The organism is Mesorhizobium sp. C399B (assembly GCF_030323185.1).
Lineage (GTDB): Bacteria > Pseudomonadota > Alphaproteobacteria > Rhizobiales > Rhizobiaceae > Mesorhizobium.
In genome coordinates this window covers 2,345,873-2,362,373 of the sequence record NZ_CP100472.1, presented here as the reverse complement: position 1 = coordinate 2,362,373, position 16,501 = coordinate 2,345,873, and the positions used below count along the sequence as shown (strand labels likewise).

The following is a 16,501-nucleotide window of genomic DNA, read 5'->3' as shown; positions in this document are numbered from 1 at the left end:
CTATGTCCAGACAAATGCTCGATCGCCTTATTGCCGGCACGCTGCCTGACCCGGACAGCCAGGGAATGCTGTCGGTGCCGCTGAAGACCATCGTCATAGGGCGCGGTCTCGGCGACGAAGCCGATGCGCTGGTCGAGCCACTGCCGCTCGGCCGCAGGCTCGCCGTTGTCATGGATCCCGACACAAGGCTGGCGCTCGGCGAGAGAGTGTCGATTGCGCTGCGCGGCTCCAGCGATGTCGACAAGATCATCCTGCCGCGCCATCCGCATCCCGACATGGACGCCGTGCGATCGGTGATCGCCCGCACGAAAGACGCCAGCGGCCTAGTCGCGGTCGGATCGGGCTCGATCAATGACATCACCAAATATGCCGCCCATCTGACCCAAAAGCCCTATGCGGTGTTCGGCACCGCGCCGTCGATGAACGGCTACACCTCGGTGTCTGCGGCAATCACAGAGGACGGCCTGAAGAAATCGCTGACGGCGAGCCTGCCGGTCGGTGTCTTCCTCGATCTCGATGTCATGGCGCGGGCGCCGCACCGGCTGATCGCTGCCGGCTTCGGCGATTCGATGGCGCGGTCGACCGCGCAGACCGATTGGCTGATGGCGCATCTGTTGCTCGGCACGCCCTACCGGGAGGCGCCGTTCATGCTTCTGGCCGAGGACGAGGAGGCGCTTATCGCCAAAGCCGGCGAACTCGGGACCGGCGACCTTGAGGCGATGGAAGTGCTGGTGCGCACGCTGGTCATGTCAGGCCTTGGCATGACTTTGTGCGGCGGCTCCTATCCGGCCAGTCAGGGCGAACATCTCATCGCCCACTATATCGACATGCGGGGCCAGGGATTGCCCGAGGCGCATCACGGCGAGCACATAGCGGTGACGACGTTGACGATGGCGCGGCTGCAGGAACGCGTGCTGGCGCTGCGGGAGCTGCAGCTCGCGCCGTCCGCCGATACGCCAGACCGCTTCATCGAAATCTTCGGCGAAACGCTCGGACGTTCCTGCTGGGCGGCATTCAAGCCCAAGCTGCTGGACCGCGAACAGGCGGACGCTGTCAATACCATGCTGGCCAGGCAGTGGCGCTCGCATCGCGAAAGGCTGCTGCGGGTGGCACGCCCGGCTCGCGAGATCGCGGCAGCACTGCGTGCCGCCGGCGCCCCAACCACGCCGCAAGAGGTCGCCATACCGGCTGGCTTCTACGACGAGGCGGTCGCCAATGCGCGGCTGATCCGCGACAGGTTCACCATGCTCGACGTCGCTGCTGCCTCGCTCGAAACGGTTGCGGCGGGAGCCTGAGCGGGTGCTGCGTCCGCTTGCCGACTTCACCGCGCTAGACCGGCGCAACATCGCCGTCGTTCTGACCGATATCGACGACACCTTGACCGACAAGGGACGGCTGCCGGCAAAAGCCTATGCGGCGCTCGAGCGGCTGAAGCAGGCCGGATTCATTGTCGCGCCGGTTACCGGCCGCCCTGCCGGCTGGTGCGACCTGATCGCCCGGCAATGGCCGGTGGACGGCGTGATCGGCGAGAACGGCGCCTTCTATTTCCGCTACGACGACGCCAAAAAGCGGATTGTTCGCCACTACGCCAAGAGCGCTGCCGAACGGCAGGCCGATGCCGCGCGCCTCAAGGAGATCGAGCAAACCGTTCTGCGCGAAGTTCCGGGTGCGGCGGTCGCGGCCGACCAGGCCTATCGCGAGGCCGATCTGGCGATCGATTTTTGCGAGGACGTGGCGCCGCTGCCCAAAACCGAGGTTCTGAAGATCGTCGGCATCTTCCAGCGCTACGGCGCGACGGCGAAAATCTCGTCCATCCACGTCAATGGCTGGTTCGGCAAATACGACAAACTGTCGACAAGCCGGCTATTCTTGCGGGACTGTTTCGGTATAGATATCGACCACGACAAGGACAGCATTGTCTTCGTCGGCGATAGTCCAAACGATGCGCCAATGTTCGGCTTCTTCCCCAACAGCGTCGGCGTCGCTAATGTGCTGGACTTCGCCGGCGAGCTTCCGGCGTCTCCCGCCTTCGTCACAAGCGGGCGCGGCGCGAAGGGATTTGCCGAGTTTGGCGACGCGCTGATTGCTGCAAAGGGAATGGAATAGTCATGGACCAAGGCCGACTGACGAAGAAGGAGCGGCACGCGCTTATCCTTTCGGAAGTGCGCCGGTCGGCGTCGATACGCATCTCCAAGCTCGCACGGCGCATCGGCGTCGCCGGCGAGACCATCCGCCGCGATCTCATCGAACTCGGCGATGCCGGGCTGATCAACCGCACCTATGGCGGTGCGACGATCTCGCTGGTGACATCAGAACCGGTGATTTCGGAGCGTGGCCTGACCCTGATCGAGGAGCGCGCCCGCATCGGCCGCGGCGCGGCAAGCCTTGTCGAGAAGGGCCAGATCGTGATGATCGATGGCGGTTCGACCACCTATGAGGTGGCGCGCAACCTTTCGCAGCTGAAGCGCGACCTGACTATCATCACCAATTCCACCGGCGTGGCCTCGGTGGCGGGCGCCAATCCGACCTTTCGGGTGCTGCTCTGCCCCGGGACCTATGATAGCCGGGAAGGCAGCGTGTTGGGCGAAGACACCGTCGAGTTCCTGCGCCGCTACAATGCCGACGTCGCCATTATCGGCGCATCGGGGATAAGCGCCGATGGTCCGAGCGACATGATCTCGGGCGCCGCGGCCGTTAAACGCGCAATGATATCGCGTTCACTGTCGGCGGTGCTGGTGGTGACCCACGACAAGTTTGGCCGCAGCAGTCTGGAACGCATCTGCGGGCTCGGTGACATTGCCGATATCGTCACCGACAGCGAACCGAAGGCCGACCTGCGCACTGCTGCCGAACAGGCGGGCACGGAGCTGCATGTGTTTGCCGCCGACTGATCAGCATTGGCTATCCGGCGGCATCCCGGTTGGTCAGCGCGATGTGGCAGCAGCCGGGGCCGTGGCCCGGCGTCCAGGTGACATTGTCGAAGCGCACGCCCGTTGCCTCGAACAGACCACGGTCGAAAGCGCCGGCGATGCGGCAGAGCGTGGCGAGTTTTTCATCACCGACACCGGCCTCGACCCAGGCGTCCTTCAGCGGACAACGCTTCACCTTGAAGGCGATGTGGTCCGGCCCGCGCTCGACATCGGTCGGATACATCAGGCCGCGATCCGGGCTGACGGCCAAAAATGCCTCGCCGATGGCCGGCGCGTCGTTAGGTCCGAAACGGGCGAAGGCGGCCGCCGCCACCTCCTTGCCGCGCTGCTCGATGGTGCGGATCATGATCGCCTCGGCCTTTTCCGCGCCGAGTTCGCCGGTCAGCTCGTCGAGAAACAGACGGTAGAGATCGGCGCGGTTACGGAAGGCGGAATCGAGTTCGAGCGACAGTTTTTCGGCTCTGGCTTCTGGTTCGGTCATGGTACCTGCCTGCTGCTTTTGTTCAATCTTGGCGCCGCCGCAACCAGCGCCTTGCCGATTGCCGATTGCGGCGCGTCGATTACGTTGCGGGCGTCGCCGCTCTCGGCGATCCGCCCGGCGTCGAGAAGAACGACGCGGTGGGCGATGGCCCGCACCACGCCGAGGTCATGGGAAATAAAGAGATAGGCGATCCGTTCCCTGACCTGCAGGTCGAGCAGCAACTCAAGGATCTGTCCGCGGACCGAAACGTCGAGCGCCGACACCGCCTCGTCGAGCACGATCAGCGACGGTTTGGTCGCGATGGCTCGGGCGATGGCGACGCGCTGGCGCTGGCCGCCGGAGATTTCGTGAATGGCGCGCGGGGCGAGATCGGCTGCCAGCCCGACGCGATCCAGCAAGGCAGCAATGCGGGCCGGCCTCTCGGCGCGGGAAGCGATGGCATGGATGCGCAAGGGATCGTCAAGCACGCGAGCCACCGTGGCGCGCGGGTTGAACGCGGCGAGCGGATCCTGGAACACCATTTGCAGGCGCGCGCGCTTGGTGCGCAGGGCCGCACCCTTCAAGAGCAGAAAGTCATCGCCTTCGAATTGGACGGTGCCGGCGTCGGGCTCGATCAACCTAAGCACCAGCCGCGCGATCGTCGACTTGCCGCTGCCGGAGGGCCCGGCCAGCGCCAGCGTCTCGCCGGGTTCGATGGCGAAGGAGACACCGTCGACGGCCGCGATGGCCTTGCCGCCACGACGGTATCGCTTGGTAAGACCGGAGACGGTGAGCAAGTTCATGCCGGCGCCCGTCGTAGCAGCGGATCGGCGTCGAGGCCGAGATGGGCGTCGAGCAGCGTTCGCGTATAGGCATGGCGCGGGGCGTTTATGATTTGCTCCGTCGGGCCGAGTTCGATCAGTTCGGCGTTCCGGAATACAGCGATACGCTCTGCGAGTTCGGCGGCCAGCGCGATGTCGTGGCTGATGAACAGCAGCGTCATGCCGTCCTCCGCCACCAGTTGCCGAATGAGGCTGACGATTTCGGCTTGCACAATGGTGTCCAGCGCGCTGGTCGCCTCATCGGCGATCAGCAGTTTCGGACCGGCTGCAATGGCCGCGGCAACAGCAACGCGCTGCTTCTGGCCGCCGGAGAGCTGGTGCGGGAAAGCACGCATGGCGGTTTGTGGGTCGGGCAGCCGGACACGTTGGAGCAGGGTTTTGGCTTTGGCGTAAGCTTGTGGCCAGTCGAGGCCGAGGTGGGTGCGGGCGACTTCGGCGATCTGTTTGCCGACGGTCATGACGGGGTCGAGGCTGGCGGAGGGGTCCTGGAAGACGAAACCAATGTCGCGACCGGGAAGGGGGAGCGTACTGGGTTCGGCTAATTTGAGAGGTCGGCGTTCCGTCACACCCCCCTCTGTCCTGCCGGACATCTCCCCCGCAAGGGGGAGATTGCTCTCTCATCTCCGCCTTCGCCAACCACGAACGTTGCCGAAGGGAAGCCGTCGGCAAAGCTGCTGATCTCCCCCCTTGCGGGGGAGATGTCCGGCAGGACAGAGGGGGGTGGGAAGGATCGCGGCGCCTGAAATTGCCACTTGACATGCCCTTCAATCTTGGCGCTCGCCGGCAGCAGTCCAGCCACCGCCAGCGCCAGCGTGCTCTTGCCCGAACCGCTTTCGCCAATGATCGCCAGCCGCTCGCCGGCAATAACATCCAGGCTGACCCCCTTCAGCGCCGTCACCTCGCTGCCATCTCGCCGATAGCGCACTGACAGATCGCGTATCTCAGCCAGTGCGGTCACGACAGGCTCCTCCGCACCGCCGTCGTTTCGACCACGCCTTCGCCGGTGAGATAGACGCCAAGCACGGTCAGCACCAAGGCGATGCCCGGAACGATCGACAGAAAGGGCGCGGTGCGCAGCACAGTGCGGCCCTCGGCGATCATGCCGCCCCAAGTGACGCGATTGGGGTCGCCGAGACCGAGGAAGGACAGCGCTGCCTCGGTGAGGATCGCGGCGGCCACGATCACCGAGGACAAGGCCAGCACCGGCGGCAACGCGTTGGGCAACACCTCGCGAAAAGCGATCTCAAGCGGATGCATGCCGATGACGCGGGCGCCGGCGACGTAATCGCGCTCGCGGATCGACAGCACTTCGGCGCGCGCTACACGCGCCGGTCCGGTCCAGGCGCCAAGCGCTATTGCCGTGACGACGACGCCGAGCGACGGCCCGACGACGCTGACGAAGGCCAGCGCCAGGAGAAAACTCGGCACGGTCTGGAAGGCATCGGTGATGCGCATCAGCCCCTCGTCCACAAGGCCGCCGGCAAAGCCGGCCAGCGTGCCGACGACCGCGCCGATGAAGAGTGCCGCCGCTGCCGCCGCCAGGCCGACCGCCAGCGAGGTGCGGGCGCCGTGGAACAATTCGGCCAGCACGTCACGGCCGAGCCGGTCGGTGCCGAGCGGCAGCGACCAGTCCTGGAAGGGCGGCAGCAGTGCTGGTCCGGCAATGGCCTGCGGGTCGCCGGGGAAGAGCAGCGACGCAAACAGCGCCATGGCGAACAGAAGCGCCAGGATGATCGCGCCGGCGACCGCTTCCGGCCGGCGCAGGAACCGCGGCAGCGCGCTCACGCGCTGGCCTCGCCGGCGCCGACGCGCGGGTCGAGGAAGGCGTAGGCGATGTCGACGGCAAGGTTGACGGCAATGACGAGGACGGCGCTGGTGAGGATGATGCCGAGCAGCAGCGGCGTGTCGCGCGAAGCGACCGCTTCCTGCGCCAGCCGGCCGAGCCCGGGCACGGCAAAGACGCTTTCGATGACGACGCTGCCGCCCAGCATCTGCGCCGATTGCAGGCCGAGCATGGTGACCAGCGGCAAGAGCGCGTTGCGGGCGACATGGGCGAGCACGATGCGGCGGCGTGACAGCCCCCTGGCGCGGGCGGCGAGCACAAAATCCTGCCGCCACGCCTCGGCCATGCCGGCGCGCATCATGCGCAGATAGAGCGCGAGATAGATGAAGCCGAGCGCGGAAACCGGCAGGACGAGGTGGACGGCGATATCGGTGGCGCGGGCAAGCCCGGTCTTGTCCGAGGCGAGCGTCTCGATGCCGCCGATCGGCAGCCAGCGCAGGTCGACGGCAAAGACGACGATCAGCACCAGGCCAAGCCAGAAACCCGGCACGGCATAAAGCGCCAGCGAGCCGATCGACAGGAAGCGGTCGCGAAAGCTGCCGGGTCTGGCGCCGGCGTAGATGCCGAGCGCCGAGCCCAAACCGAAGGAGAGCGCGGTGGCGGTCACCATCAGGAGCAGTGTCGTCGGCAGGCGTTCCAGGATAACATCGCGAATTGGCCGCGAGAAGGTAACGGACTGGCCGAGGTCGAAATGCAGCAGCGCCCAGAGATAGTTCGCGAGCCGTGTCAGCTCGGACTGGTCGAGGCCCCAGCGATGACGCAGCAATTCGATCATGCCGGCGTCGCCGCCGGTCGAGACGATGTAGGCGTCGACCGCGTCACCGGGGGCAGCTTCCAGGAGGAGGAATGTGCCGATGATGACGATCAGCAGCACGAAGATGCTGCCGACGAGGCGACGGCGGATGAGGGTGAGGGCGCGGGTCATGGCTGCCTTACCCTCCCCCTTGTGGGGAGGGTCGATCCGCGAAGCGGAGCGGGGTGGGGGTTCTCGTAGGGCGCTACCCCCACCCCGTCGAGCGGCTGCCGCTGCGCAGCAACCGCTCGCCGACCCTCCCCACAAGGGGGAGGGTGAAGGTTGGCGCTATCCGGCAGGACAGAACAGAGGCGTGAAGGAACTCTCATCCCTGATGATGAGCATTCGTCCAACCGATGCGCAAGCATGCCGGGCTGATCGCTAGCCAGCCAGATAGGTGTCCGCCCAGTTCGACACCGCCCATCGCGGGTTGTTGGCGATGTTGCCCACGGTATCGCGCGCGACGCTGATGAAGCTCCATTCGGCGACGTTGATCAGCGGCAGGTCCGCCGCGACCTGTTTCTGGAATTCCTTGTAGAGGTCGGTGCGCGCTGACGTATCCAGCGTCTCCGAAGCCTTGGCGATCAGCGCGTCGAGCGCGGCGTTCTTGTAGCCGCCCTGGTTGGAGAACGGCACGCCGTCGGGAATGCCGCTCTGCACCAGGATGGTGGTCGAGATCGCCGGGTCGCCGCGGAACACCGGCGGGCCGACGGCGAGGTCGAAGGCGTGGTCGGTGTAGACGGCCTTGATGTGCGCGGCCGAGTCGTTGTTGACGATCACGGCGTCGATGCCGATTGCCGCCAGCGCCTGGCGCAGATAGTCGCCGAACTGTTTTGTTTCGTTGAAATAGGGTGCCGGCAAAAGCTTGAGCGCAAACCGCTTGCCATCATCGGCCTTGGTGTAGCCGGCCTCATCGAGCAGGGCGTTGGCCTTGGCGACGTCGAAGGGATAGGTCGGCACGTCGGCGGTGTAGAATTGCGGGTCGTTCTTCGGCACCGGACCGGTAGCGGTGGCGGCATAGCCGAGGAACACCGTCTTGACGACGAAATCCTTGTCGATGGCATGCGCGATCGCCTGGCGCACCTTCACGTCGGCCAGTTCCTTGCGGCGATGGTTGATCTCGACGACGAGTTGATAGGTCAGCCCCTCATAGCCCTTGGAGATGACCTTCAGGCCCGGCACTTTCGAGATGCGGTCGAGGTCGGCCAGTGGCACGGCGGAGAAGGCGGCGAGCTGGATCTCTTCGGCCTCGAGTGCGGCCGCGGCGGACGTGCGGTCCGGCAGCACCTGATAGATGATCTCGTCGAGATAGGGCTCGTCCTTGCCCCAATAGTTCGCATTCCTTGTCAGCTTGTAATATTGGCCGGCCTTGTACTCGCCGAACTTGAACGGGCCGGTGCCGATGGGGGCATTGTTGGCCGGGTTGTCCTCGATCTTGCCGACTTCGTAGATATGTTTCGGCACCACGCTGCTCAGCGCCGGCAAGGCATTGCGTATCAGCTGGAACGGGGTCGGTTTGGCGAATTTGAACACGGCGGTGAGATCGTCGGGGGTGTCGACGCTGGCCAGATCCTTGAACACGGTGCGGCCGAGATTCTGCAGCGGCTTCCATATCTGCAGCGCCGAGAAGGCGACGTCGGCCGAGGTGAACGGCTTGCCGTCATGCCATTTGACGCCATCGCGCAGTTTGAAGGTTACCGAGAGCCCGTCGGCAGCACCTTCCCAGGAGAGCGCCAAGCGGGGCTCGAGCCCGTCCTTGCCGTCGAACGAGGCTTCGGCCAGCGTCTCGACAATCTTGCTGGAGATGAAGAAAACGCCGTTGGAGGCGACGATTGCCGGGTTGAGATTGCGCGGCTCGGAATCGGCGGCGAGCACCAGCCGGCCACCTTTCTTCGGCGTCTGCGCCCAGCTGAATGTGGGCAGGGCGGTGGAGGCCAGCAGCAAAGCTGAGCCGCCAAGCAGCGTGCGTCTGGAAATATCTGACATGACCGAACTCCGTCCTCTCCGCGACCAGATGGGCGCACCCCTCGAAGCTGGCGGCACCCGCATCCTCGCGGCGATTATGGCCCTTGCCAAGGGTTTCGCCAGAGACGGAATTGGCGCATCCTTGCTTGGCTTTGAAATTTTCGTCCTCTGGACCAGTTTTAGAGGTGGCCCTTTCATTCTGGTATTCTGGTAGGACCAGATTGCCTAAATGTGCAGCAATGACGAGTGGTGACAGCCTGCCGAAGCAATCTAACCTGTTTCTGGCTGGACCAGAGTTAACGAAATGGTGCAGATTTGATCGAAGCCAAGGGATTGGACGCAGTACGGCCGGCGATCCCACTGATATCAGGGAGAGAAAGATGAACATCGCCCCGGGCAAGAGCGCCGTCAGCAATATCCCGTTCGACCAGGCAAGGGTCGACCGGCTGATGGAGGAAGCCGGCATCGATGTGCTGCTGGCGACGTCCAAGCACAACACGCAGTATCTGCTTGGCGGCTATAGGTTCATCTTCTTTGCCGCCATGGATGCGATCGGCCATAGCCGTTACCTGCCTATCGTCCTCTATGAAAAGGGCGGGCCCGATCATGCCGCCTATATCGGCAACCGCATGGAAGGCGCCGAGCACCAGAACAACCCGTTCTGGACGCCGACGCTGCATGCCGCCTGCTGGGGCACGCTCGATGGTGCCAATCTTGCGGTCGAGCACATCAGCAAGATCGGCAAGGCCGGCGCCCGCCTCGGCATCGAGCCGGCCTTCCTGCCGTCGGACGCCTATGCGCTGATCCGCAAGGCGTTGCCGGATGCCAGGCTGATCGACGCGACCGGCATGCTGGAGAGCATGCGCGCCATCAAGACGGACGCCGAGCTGGAAAAGCTGCGTATTGCCTCCGAGCTGATCACGGATTCCATGCTGGCGACCATCCAGTGGGCGCATGAAGGCACGACCAAGGCGGAGATCATCGAGCATCTGCGGCGCGAAGAAACCAATCGCGGCGCGCATTTCGAATATTGCCTGCTGACGTTGGGCGCCAGCCACAACCGCGCGGCGTCACCGCAGGCGTGGAAAAAGGGCGAGGTGCTGTCGATCGATTCCGGCGGCAATTATCACGGCTATATTGGCGACCTCTGCCGCATGGGCATTTTGGGCGAGCCGGATGCCGAGCTGGAAGATCTGTTGGCCGAGGTCGAGACGGTGCAGCAGGCGGCGTTCTCGAAGGTGAGGGCAGGCACCATCGGCGGCGATATGATTTCGCACGCGGAGGGCGTGCTGAAGGCGTCGAAGGTCGCGCCCTATACGGATTTCTTCGCCCATGGCATGGGGCTGATCACGCATGAGGCTCCGTTCCTGATGACCAACCATCCGGTGACCTATGAAGGCACCTATGCCGCCAAGCCGCTGGAGACAAGCATGGTGCTGTCGGTGGAGACGACCATGCTTCACCCGACGCGGGGGTTCATCAAGCTGGAGGATACGCTGGCGGTGACGGATGCGGGGTATGTGATGTTTGGGGATCGGGCACGGGGGTGGAATAGAGGTGGGATAGCCTAGCTCGGCGCTACCCCCTCACCCGGATTGCCATCCGAATTGCGAAGGGCAATTCGGGGCTATCCGACCTCTCCCCGAGGGGAGAGGAGTTTGCGCCGGCGCTGGCTTCTGCCTCTTCTCCCCTCGGGCAGAAGGTGGCCGCGAAGCGGCCGGATGAAGGGGGCCTTTCGCGATTACTTCCCCGCCGGGATCAACCTGAAATCCGGCAACTCCCGCAGCACCAGTTCGGGTCCGGCCGGCGAATAGACGACGAAGAGCTGCATCGGCCCATCGCCCGTGTTCAGTGTCGAATGGAAACGGCTTTCCGGCACATAGATGGTGCAGCCGGGGCCGACCTTGGCGACGACCGGATTGCCCTCCTCGTCCTCCACCATCTGCTCGCCATTGCCTGAGATGACGAAGATGATCTCTTCCGCGCCGGGATGGTTGTGGCGCGTGTGGCCCTTGCCTGACGGCAGGTCGACGACGCCGCCGGAAAAGCGCGTCGCGCCATTTACTTCCGGCGCGACTGTCAGCGACAGCTTGCCCCAGTCAAAGCCGAAGGCGCTCACGTCCTTCGGGTATACGAACACCTTGCTCTTGTCGGCCATGATCTCATCCCTTCTTTTTCTTCTGGTCGTGCAGCGTGACGGCCTTGAAATCCGCCGTCTGCCTGGCGATCGCGGCTTCAGCCGGCAGCCGTTCCATCGAACTCGCGCCATAAAAGCCATGCAGGCCCTTGCAGCGGTCGAGGATGTATCTCGCGTCGTCCGGCATGGAGATCGGTCCGCCATGGCAAAGCAGGATGACATCCTTGCGCACCGATCGCGCCGCGTTGGCGATGGCGTCGATCTCGACCACGCAGTCGTCGAGCGACTTGGCCGACGTGGCTCCGATCGAGCCGCCGGTCGTCACCCCCATATGGGCAACGACGATGTCGGCGCCGGCTTTTGTCATGGCGCGCGCCTCGTCGGGGTTGAAGACATAGGGCGTGGTCAGAAGATCGAGCTTGTGCGCCTCGGCGATCATGTCGACCTCCAGCCCGAAGTCCATGCCGGTTTCCTCAAAACTCTGGCGCATGCTGCCATCGAACAGGCCGATGGTCGGGAAATTCTGCACGCCGGAAAAGCCCATCGTCTTCAGCTCGGCAAGCAGCAGCGGCATGATGACGAAGGGATCGGTGCCGTTGACGCCGGCCAGCACCGGCGTCTTTTTGACCACCGGCAGCACCTCATAGGCCATTTCCTTGACGATCTCGTTGGCGTTGCCATAGGCGAGCAGGCCGGCAGCCGAGCCGCGCCCGGCCATGCGGTAGCGGCCGGAATTGTAGATGATGATGAGGTCGATGCCGCCGGCTTCCTCGGCCTTGGCCGACAGGCCGGTGCCGGCGCCGCCCCCGACGATGGGCACGCCGTCGGCGATCATCGCCTTGAACTTCTTCAATATGTCTTTGCGCGGTATTGCGGGCATTTGTTGGCTCTCACTATCTGGCGATGTCGAGGAAGGCCGCGGTTGCGGCTTTGGCAAATTCCGGATCGTTGATGTGCAACGGCAGGCGTGTGACGCGGCGCGCGGCGTTCGGCTTGATGGTGCGCTCGACGGCATCGAACAGCACGGCGTCGGCTTCGGGGTCGAAGAAGGCGCCGCCCTCGATGTCGAGTGCCGAGACGCCTTTTTCGGGGATCAGGAAATGCACAGGGCCCTCGCAGCGAGCGAGCCTGGTGCCGATCCACTCGCCTATACCGCGGCATTCGTCCACCGTGGTGCGCATCAGTGTGACGTTGGGATTGTGTTCGTAGAACAGCCGGCCCCTAAACTTCTCGGGAATGGTCGGCGGCGCCCAGAAATTGACCATGTCCAGCGCGCCGACCGAGCCTACATAGGGCAGCTTGGTGCGGGCGATGGCGCCGAAGCGGTCCTCCGTCGCAGGCAGCACGCCGCCGAACAGCAGGTCGCAGACTTCCGTCGTGGTGATGTCGATGACGCCGGCGAGCAGGCCCGAGTCCGCGAGCTTCTCCATCGAGCGGCCGCCGGTGCCGGTGGCGTGGAAAACCATGCAGTCATAGTTGGCGCGCAACTGATCCGCGATGGCGGTCACGCAAGGCGTGGTGACGCCGAACATGGTGAGCCCGAGTGCCGGCTTGCCGGTGGCAGTCGGCGCCGGCTTTGTGGCCATGCCGGCGATCGCTTGCGCCGCGTTGTGCAGCACCGTGCGGGAGAGCCGGTTCAGTCCCGCCATATCGGTGACCGATGGCATCATGATGATGTCGGAGACGTCGACATAGGGCGCGGTGTCGCCGGAGGCGAGCGTCGAGACCATGATCTTGGGCAGCCCAAGCGGCAGGGCGCGCATGCCAGCAGTGATGATCGACGTGCCGCCGCCGCCCCCAATGCCGATCACGCCTGATATGTCGTCGCGCGACTGAATGAAACCGGTGAAGGCGGCGCCCATGCCGGCCACTGCCGTGCCGCGATCATCGATGCCGAGCACGCCACTGGCTCCACCCGGATGATGCGCCGCGACCTCGCTGGCCGGGATATCGACCGGCACGGTGGCACCGCGCGTTCCGATGTCGACGCGGGCAACCGAACTGCCGGTGGCGGCAATAGCATCGGCCAGGAAGGCAAGTTCCTCGCCCTTGGTGTCGGCTGTGCCCACCACGTAGATGCGCTTCATCGCGTTTCTCCCGTCACCGGCCGACCGGCGCCGGACCGCCTGTCGCCCTTTGCCGGCCTTTCGGTGGGCAAAGGTCATTGCAATTTTTTGAGACGCGCGTATCGTATTGACATGGATGTCTCACGTCAACAAGCCGCTGGGAGCGACGACGCCAACGAGGCTGCCGAACGCGGCCCACGGGCCCGCACAAAACGGCTGATGCTGAAGACGGCGACGCGGCTGATGCAGGCGGGCGTCACCCCGTCGGTCAGCGAAGTCGCGGAGGCGGCGCAAGTGTCGCGCGCCACCGCCTATCGCTATTTCCCCAGCCAGGCAGCCCTGGTGCAGGCGGTGGTTGACGAGGGGCTTGGGCCGATCCTGACCTGGCAATCGACGTCCATCGATGCCGGGCGGCGCGTTGCCGAATTGTTCGATACCGCCATGCCGCGCATCGAAGCTTTCGAGGCAACTTTCAAGGCAGCGCTGAAACTGTCGCTCGACCAATGGGCGCAGCGGCAGGCGGGCACGCTGGGCGGCGAGCCGCAATTCACGCGCGGACATCGCGTCCAGCTGCTGAAGGATGCCATCGCACCGCTCAAGGGCCGGCTGCCGCCGCGCGAGTTCAAGCGCCTGGCCCAGGCGCTGTCGATGATGTTCGGCGTCGAAGTGCTGATCGTGCTGAAGGATATATGGGGGCTCGATAGCCGCGGCATGCGGTCGGTCGCGCAATGGGCGGCGGGCGCCCTTGTGCGCGCCGCGGTGGCGGAATCAACGGCTGAAACCGATGCGGTCCGGCCAGAGGCGTTGGCGAAATAGCGCCAATCTGGTTCGACCAGATTTGGATGCGCACTATTGATGTTAACCGGGATGGCGGTGCCGAAACAAGGCTCTCCTATATCAACGAGTAGGAAAATTCAGGGAAAACAGTCGGATACATGAAGAATCCGGTTATGCAAGGTCCGGTGGTGGTCCAAGAAAGAGCTTGACGGCTATCCAAAATTGGTAATACCAGATCAGGACAGAAAAAGCGGATCGAAAGTGAGAGCTGCGATCCAGTTTCCGGCAAAGCGAGGAGGCTTGGAACCGGAAAGGTGCGATCTCGGGAGGAACTACCAGGCCGGCTTCACCGCCGGCTAGCATGACAAGGTAGAATGCGCACAAGGGAGGAAATCATTATGCGCAAGACAATGACCAGCCTGCTTGCTGGTATCGGCTTAGTACTTGCCTGCGGAACGTCCGTCTACGCGCAGGACAAGGAGCTCACCATCTTTTGGGCGGAATGGGATCCGGCCAATTATCTGCAGGAACTCGGCAACGAGTACGAGAAGGAAACCGGCGTCAAGATCACGGTGGAAACCACGCCCTGGTCCGACTTCCAGACCAAGGCTTTCACCGAGTTCAACGCCCATGGCGACGCCTATGATATGGTCGTCGGCGACTCGCAATGGCTCGGCGCCGGCTCGACCGGCGGCCACTATGTCGACCTGACCGACTTCTTCAACAAGCACAAGCTTGGCGAAGTGATGGCGCCGGCAACGGTGAAATATTACGCCGAGTATCCGGGCGGCAGCAGCAAGTACTGGGCGATCCCGCTCGAAGGCGACGCTGTCGGCTGGTCCTATCGCAAGGACTGGTTCGAGGACCCGAAGGAAAAGGAAGCCTTCAAGGCCAAGTACGGCTACGATCTCGACGTGCCGAAGGATTTCAAGGCGCTGCGCGACATCGCGGAGTTCTTCTACCGGCCGGATCAGAAGCGATACGGCATCGCCATCTACACCGACAATTCCTATGACGCGATGGCGATGGGCTTCGAAAACGCGCTGTTCTCCTTCGGCGGCGAACTGGGTGACTACAAGACCTACAAGGTCGACGGCTTCATCAACTCCGACAAGGCAATCGCCGCACTCGACGCCTACAAGGAACTCTACACGTTCACGCCTCCGGGCTGGGCCAAGTCGTTCTTCGTGGAGGACAATCAGGCGATCACCGAAAACCTGGCCGCGATGAGCATGAACTACTTCGCGTTCTTCCCCTCGCTGATCAACGAGGCGTCGAACCCGAACGCCAAGAACACCGGCTTCTTCGCCAATCCTCCAGGCCCGAACGGCGATCAGTTCGCCGCACTCGGCGGTCAGGGCATCTCGATCGTTTCCTACTCCAAGAAGCAGGAAGAGGCGACGAAGTTCCTTGAATGGTTCATCAAGGACGAGACCCAGAAGAAGTGGGCGGCGCTCGGCGGCTACACCTGCAGCGCCGCCGTGCTCAAGTCGGAGGAGTTCCAGAACGCCACGCCGTACAACAAGGCCTTCTACGAGACCATGTTCAAGGTGAAGGACTTCTGGGCGGTGCCGGAATATGCCGAGCTGCTGCAGCAGCTCAACCAGCGCGTCTATCCCTACATGATCGGCGGCGAAGGCACCGCCAAGGAAACGCTGGACGCCCTCGCAGGCGACTGGAACGCGACGTTCAAGAAATACGGCCGCGGCCAATAAGCAGCTTTTCTCGCGGAGGAGGCATCCGTGCCTCCTCCGTTCTTTTTTCCGAAACGGGAGCAGGGTCTTGGCGACCACGATGATCACCACGCTGGACACTTCCTCGCGGGCCGCTGCACGCGGCTTGAGCGACATGTCGATCCGCAACCTCTTCATAATCCCGACGATCCTGTTCCTGATCGTCTTCAACATTTTCCCGCTGATCTATTCGCTGGGCTATTCCTTCACCGATTTCCGCGCGTCGACCAACGCGCCGGCGAATTTCGTCGGGCTGCAGAATTATCGCGACCTGCTCAACGACCCTTATGTCTGGTCCAACTTCGCCATCACCGCGAAGTACGTCATCATCTCGGTCGCGGGTCAGCTGCTCGTCGGCTTCGGCGTGGCCATGCTGCTCAACCGGGATATTCCCCTCAAGGGTCTCATCACAACGCTGCTGCTGCTGCCGATGATGCTGTCGATGGCCGTCGTCGGTCTGTTCTGGAAACTGCTCTATGATCCGTCATGGGGGGTCATCAACTATGCGCTTGGCCTCGGCAATTTCGAGTGGCTGGCCGACCCCAAGATGGCGCTCTATGCGGTTGCGCTAACCGACATCTGGATGTGGTCGCCCTTCGTCATGCTGTTGTCGCTGGCCGGTCTTTCAGCGGTGCCGAAGCATCTCTACGAAGCAGCGGCGATCGACCGCGCCGGACCGTTCTACACCTTCTTCCGCATCACGCTGCCGCTGGTCGCGCCGATCCTGATGATCGCGGTCATCTTCCGCACCATGGAAGCGTTCAAGACCTTCGACCTCGCCTATATCCTGACCAGCCAGCCGACGGCCGAGCTGATCTCGATCCGGCTGTACAAGATGGCGTTCCAGGAATGGCAGACCGGGCGCTCCTGCGCGCTCGCCTACATCGTGCTGATCATGGTGCTGGCCATCACCAACATCTACGTCAAGTACCTCAACAAGGTGAAGGAGCGCTGA

General features: G+C 63.7%; 16 protein-coding genes and 1 pseudogene. 8 read left to right on the top strand and 9 right to left on the bottom strand.

Annotated features, from left to right (window positions below):
* Nucleotides 1-2 precede the first annotated feature (2 nt).
* The 3 genes from NLY36_RS11205 to NLY36_RS11195 are packed head-to-tail and all read left to right on the top strand — an operon-like array spanning nucleotide 3 to nucleotide 2,891.
* Nucleotides 3-1,295, top strand: a complete 1,293-nt coding sequence (locus NLY36_RS11205; RefSeq protein WP_084026154.1) for an iron-containing alcohol dehydrogenase — start codon at nucleotides 3-5, stop codon at nucleotides 1,293-1,295.
* Between the two features lie 7 nt (nucleotides 1,296-1,302).
* Complete coding sequence (locus tag NLY36_RS11200) at nucleotides 1,303-2,106, top strand: HAD-IIB family hydrolase (protein WP_023735158.1); 804 nt, start codon at nucleotides 1,303-1,305, stop codon at nucleotides 2,104-2,106.
* 2 nt (nucleotides 2,107-2,108) lie between these two features.
* Complete coding sequence (locus NLY36_RS11195) at nucleotides 2,109-2,891, top strand: DeoR/GlpR family DNA-binding transcription regulator (RefSeq protein WP_023735157.1); 783 nt, start codon at nucleotides 2,109-2,111, stop codon at nucleotides 2,889-2,891.
* A 10-nt stretch (nucleotides 2,892-2,901) separates the two neighbouring features.
* Here the strand turns inward: NLY36_RS11195 and NLY36_RS11190 are convergent, their stop codons facing one another.
* From NLY36_RS11190 to NLY36_RS11160, 6 genes and pseudogenes are all read right to left on the bottom strand, one after another.
* Nucleotides 2,902-3,411 (bottom strand): L-2-amino-thiazoline-4-carboxylic acid hydrolase, encoded by a 510-nt coding sequence (locus NLY36_RS11190; RefSeq protein WP_023698823.1) that lies wholly within the window; start codon nucleotides 3,409-3,411, stop codon nucleotides 2,902-2,904.
* The gene (locus NLY36_RS11185; protein WP_023735156.1) at nucleotides 3,408-4,193 is read right to left on the bottom strand and encodes an ATP-binding cassette domain-containing protein; all 786 of its coding nucleotides are present in this window, start codon (nucleotides 4,191-4,193) and stop codon (nucleotides 3,408-3,410) included. Before NLY36_RS11185 ends, NLY36_RS11190 begins: the two co-directional genes overlap by 4 nt.
* Nucleotides 4,190-5,190, bottom strand: a pseudogene (locus tag NLY36_RS31535) (ABC transporter ATP-binding protein). The gene NLY36_RS11185 and the pseudogene NLY36_RS31535 overlap by 4 nt, the downstream one beginning before the upstream one ends.
* Entirely contained in the window at nucleotides 5,187-6,017 is an 831-nt protein-coding gene (locus NLY36_RS11170; protein ID WP_023735154.1) for an ABC transporter permease, read from the bottom strand. The pseudogene NLY36_RS31535 and the gene NLY36_RS11170 overlap by 4 nt, the downstream one beginning before the upstream one ends.
* The gene (locus tag NLY36_RS11165; protein ID WP_023698979.1) at nucleotides 6,014-7,000 is read right to left on the bottom strand and encodes an ABC transporter permease; all 987 of its coding nucleotides are present in this window, start codon (nucleotides 6,998-7,000) and stop codon (nucleotides 6,014-6,016) included. Before NLY36_RS11165 ends, NLY36_RS11170 begins: the two co-directional genes overlap by 4 nt.
* 249 nt (nucleotides 7,001-7,249) lie before the next feature.
* Complete coding sequence (locus tag NLY36_RS11160; protein ID WP_023698980.1) at nucleotides 7,250-8,854, bottom strand: ABC transporter substrate-binding protein; 1,605 nt, start codon at nucleotides 8,852-8,854, stop codon at nucleotides 7,250-7,252.
* On the opposite strand from NLY36_RS11160, the gene NLY36_RS11155 reads away from it, so the two are divergent.
* Both NLY36_RS11155 and NLY36_RS11150 read left to right on the top strand, forming a co-directional pair.
* A complete protein-coding gene (locus tag NLY36_RS11155; RefSeq protein WP_023698981.1) occupies nucleotides 8,853-9,047 on the top strand; it encodes a hypothetical protein in 195 nt (64 codons plus the stop codon). The genes NLY36_RS11160 and NLY36_RS11155 overlap by 2 nt on opposite strands.
* Before the next feature lie 166 nt (nucleotides 9,048-9,213).
* Nucleotides 9,214-10,404 (top strand): M24 family metallopeptidase, encoded by a 1,191-nt coding sequence (locus NLY36_RS11150; RefSeq protein WP_023698982.1) that lies wholly within the window; start codon nucleotides 9,214-9,216, stop codon nucleotides 10,402-10,404.
* Between the two features lie 170 nt (nucleotides 10,405-10,574).
* Here the strand turns inward: NLY36_RS11150 and NLY36_RS11145 are convergent, their stop codons facing one another.
* Genes NLY36_RS11145 through NLY36_RS11135 form a run of 3 tightly spaced genes read right to left on the bottom strand, consistent with a single transcriptional unit; the run spans nucleotide 10,575 to nucleotide 13,057 of the window.
* On the bottom strand, nucleotides 10,575-10,991 hold the full coding sequence (locus NLY36_RS11145) for a cupin domain-containing protein (protein ID WP_023735153.1): 417 nt from the start codon (nucleotides 10,989-10,991) through the stop codon (nucleotides 10,575-10,577).
* A 4-nt stretch (nucleotides 10,992-10,995) separates the two neighbouring features.
* The gene (locus tag NLY36_RS11140; protein ID WP_023698984.1) at nucleotides 10,996-11,850 is read right to left on the bottom strand and encodes a phosphoenolpyruvate hydrolase family protein; all 855 of its coding nucleotides are present in this window, start codon (nucleotides 11,848-11,850) and stop codon (nucleotides 10,996-10,998) included.
* Between the two features lie 13 nt (nucleotides 11,851-11,863).
* Nucleotides 11,864-13,057 carry a Tm-1-like ATP-binding domain-containing protein gene (locus NLY36_RS11135; RefSeq protein WP_023735152.1) on the bottom strand — a complete coding sequence of 398 codons (1,194 nt, stop codon included), beginning with the start codon at nucleotides 13,055-13,057 and terminating at the stop codon, nucleotides 11,864-11,866.
* Between the two features lie 111 nt (nucleotides 13,058-13,168).
* Here NLY36_RS11135 and NLY36_RS11130 point away from each other — a divergent pair, with 111 nt between their 5' ends.
* The 3 genes from NLY36_RS11130 to NLY36_RS11120 all read left to right on the top strand — a co-directional run bounded on the left by NLY36_RS11130 (nucleotide 13,169) and on the right by NLY36_RS11120 (nucleotide 16,501).
* A complete protein-coding gene (locus tag NLY36_RS11130) occupies nucleotides 13,169-13,852 on the top strand; it encodes a TetR/AcrR family transcriptional regulator (RefSeq protein ID WP_023698986.1) in 684 nt (227 codons plus the stop codon).
* A gap of 359 nt (nucleotides 13,853-14,211) precedes the next feature.
* Nucleotides 14,212-15,528 carry an ABC transporter substrate-binding protein gene (locus NLY36_RS11125; protein ID WP_023669849.1) on the top strand — a complete coding sequence of 439 codons (1,317 nt, stop codon included), beginning with the start codon at nucleotides 14,212-14,214 and terminating at the stop codon, nucleotides 15,526-15,528.
* Between the two features lie 67 nt (nucleotides 15,529-15,595).
* The gene (locus NLY36_RS11120) at nucleotides 15,596-16,501 is read left to right on the top strand and encodes a carbohydrate ABC transporter permease (protein WP_023682997.1); all 906 of its coding nucleotides are present in this window, start codon (nucleotides 15,596-15,598) and stop codon (nucleotides 16,499-16,501) included.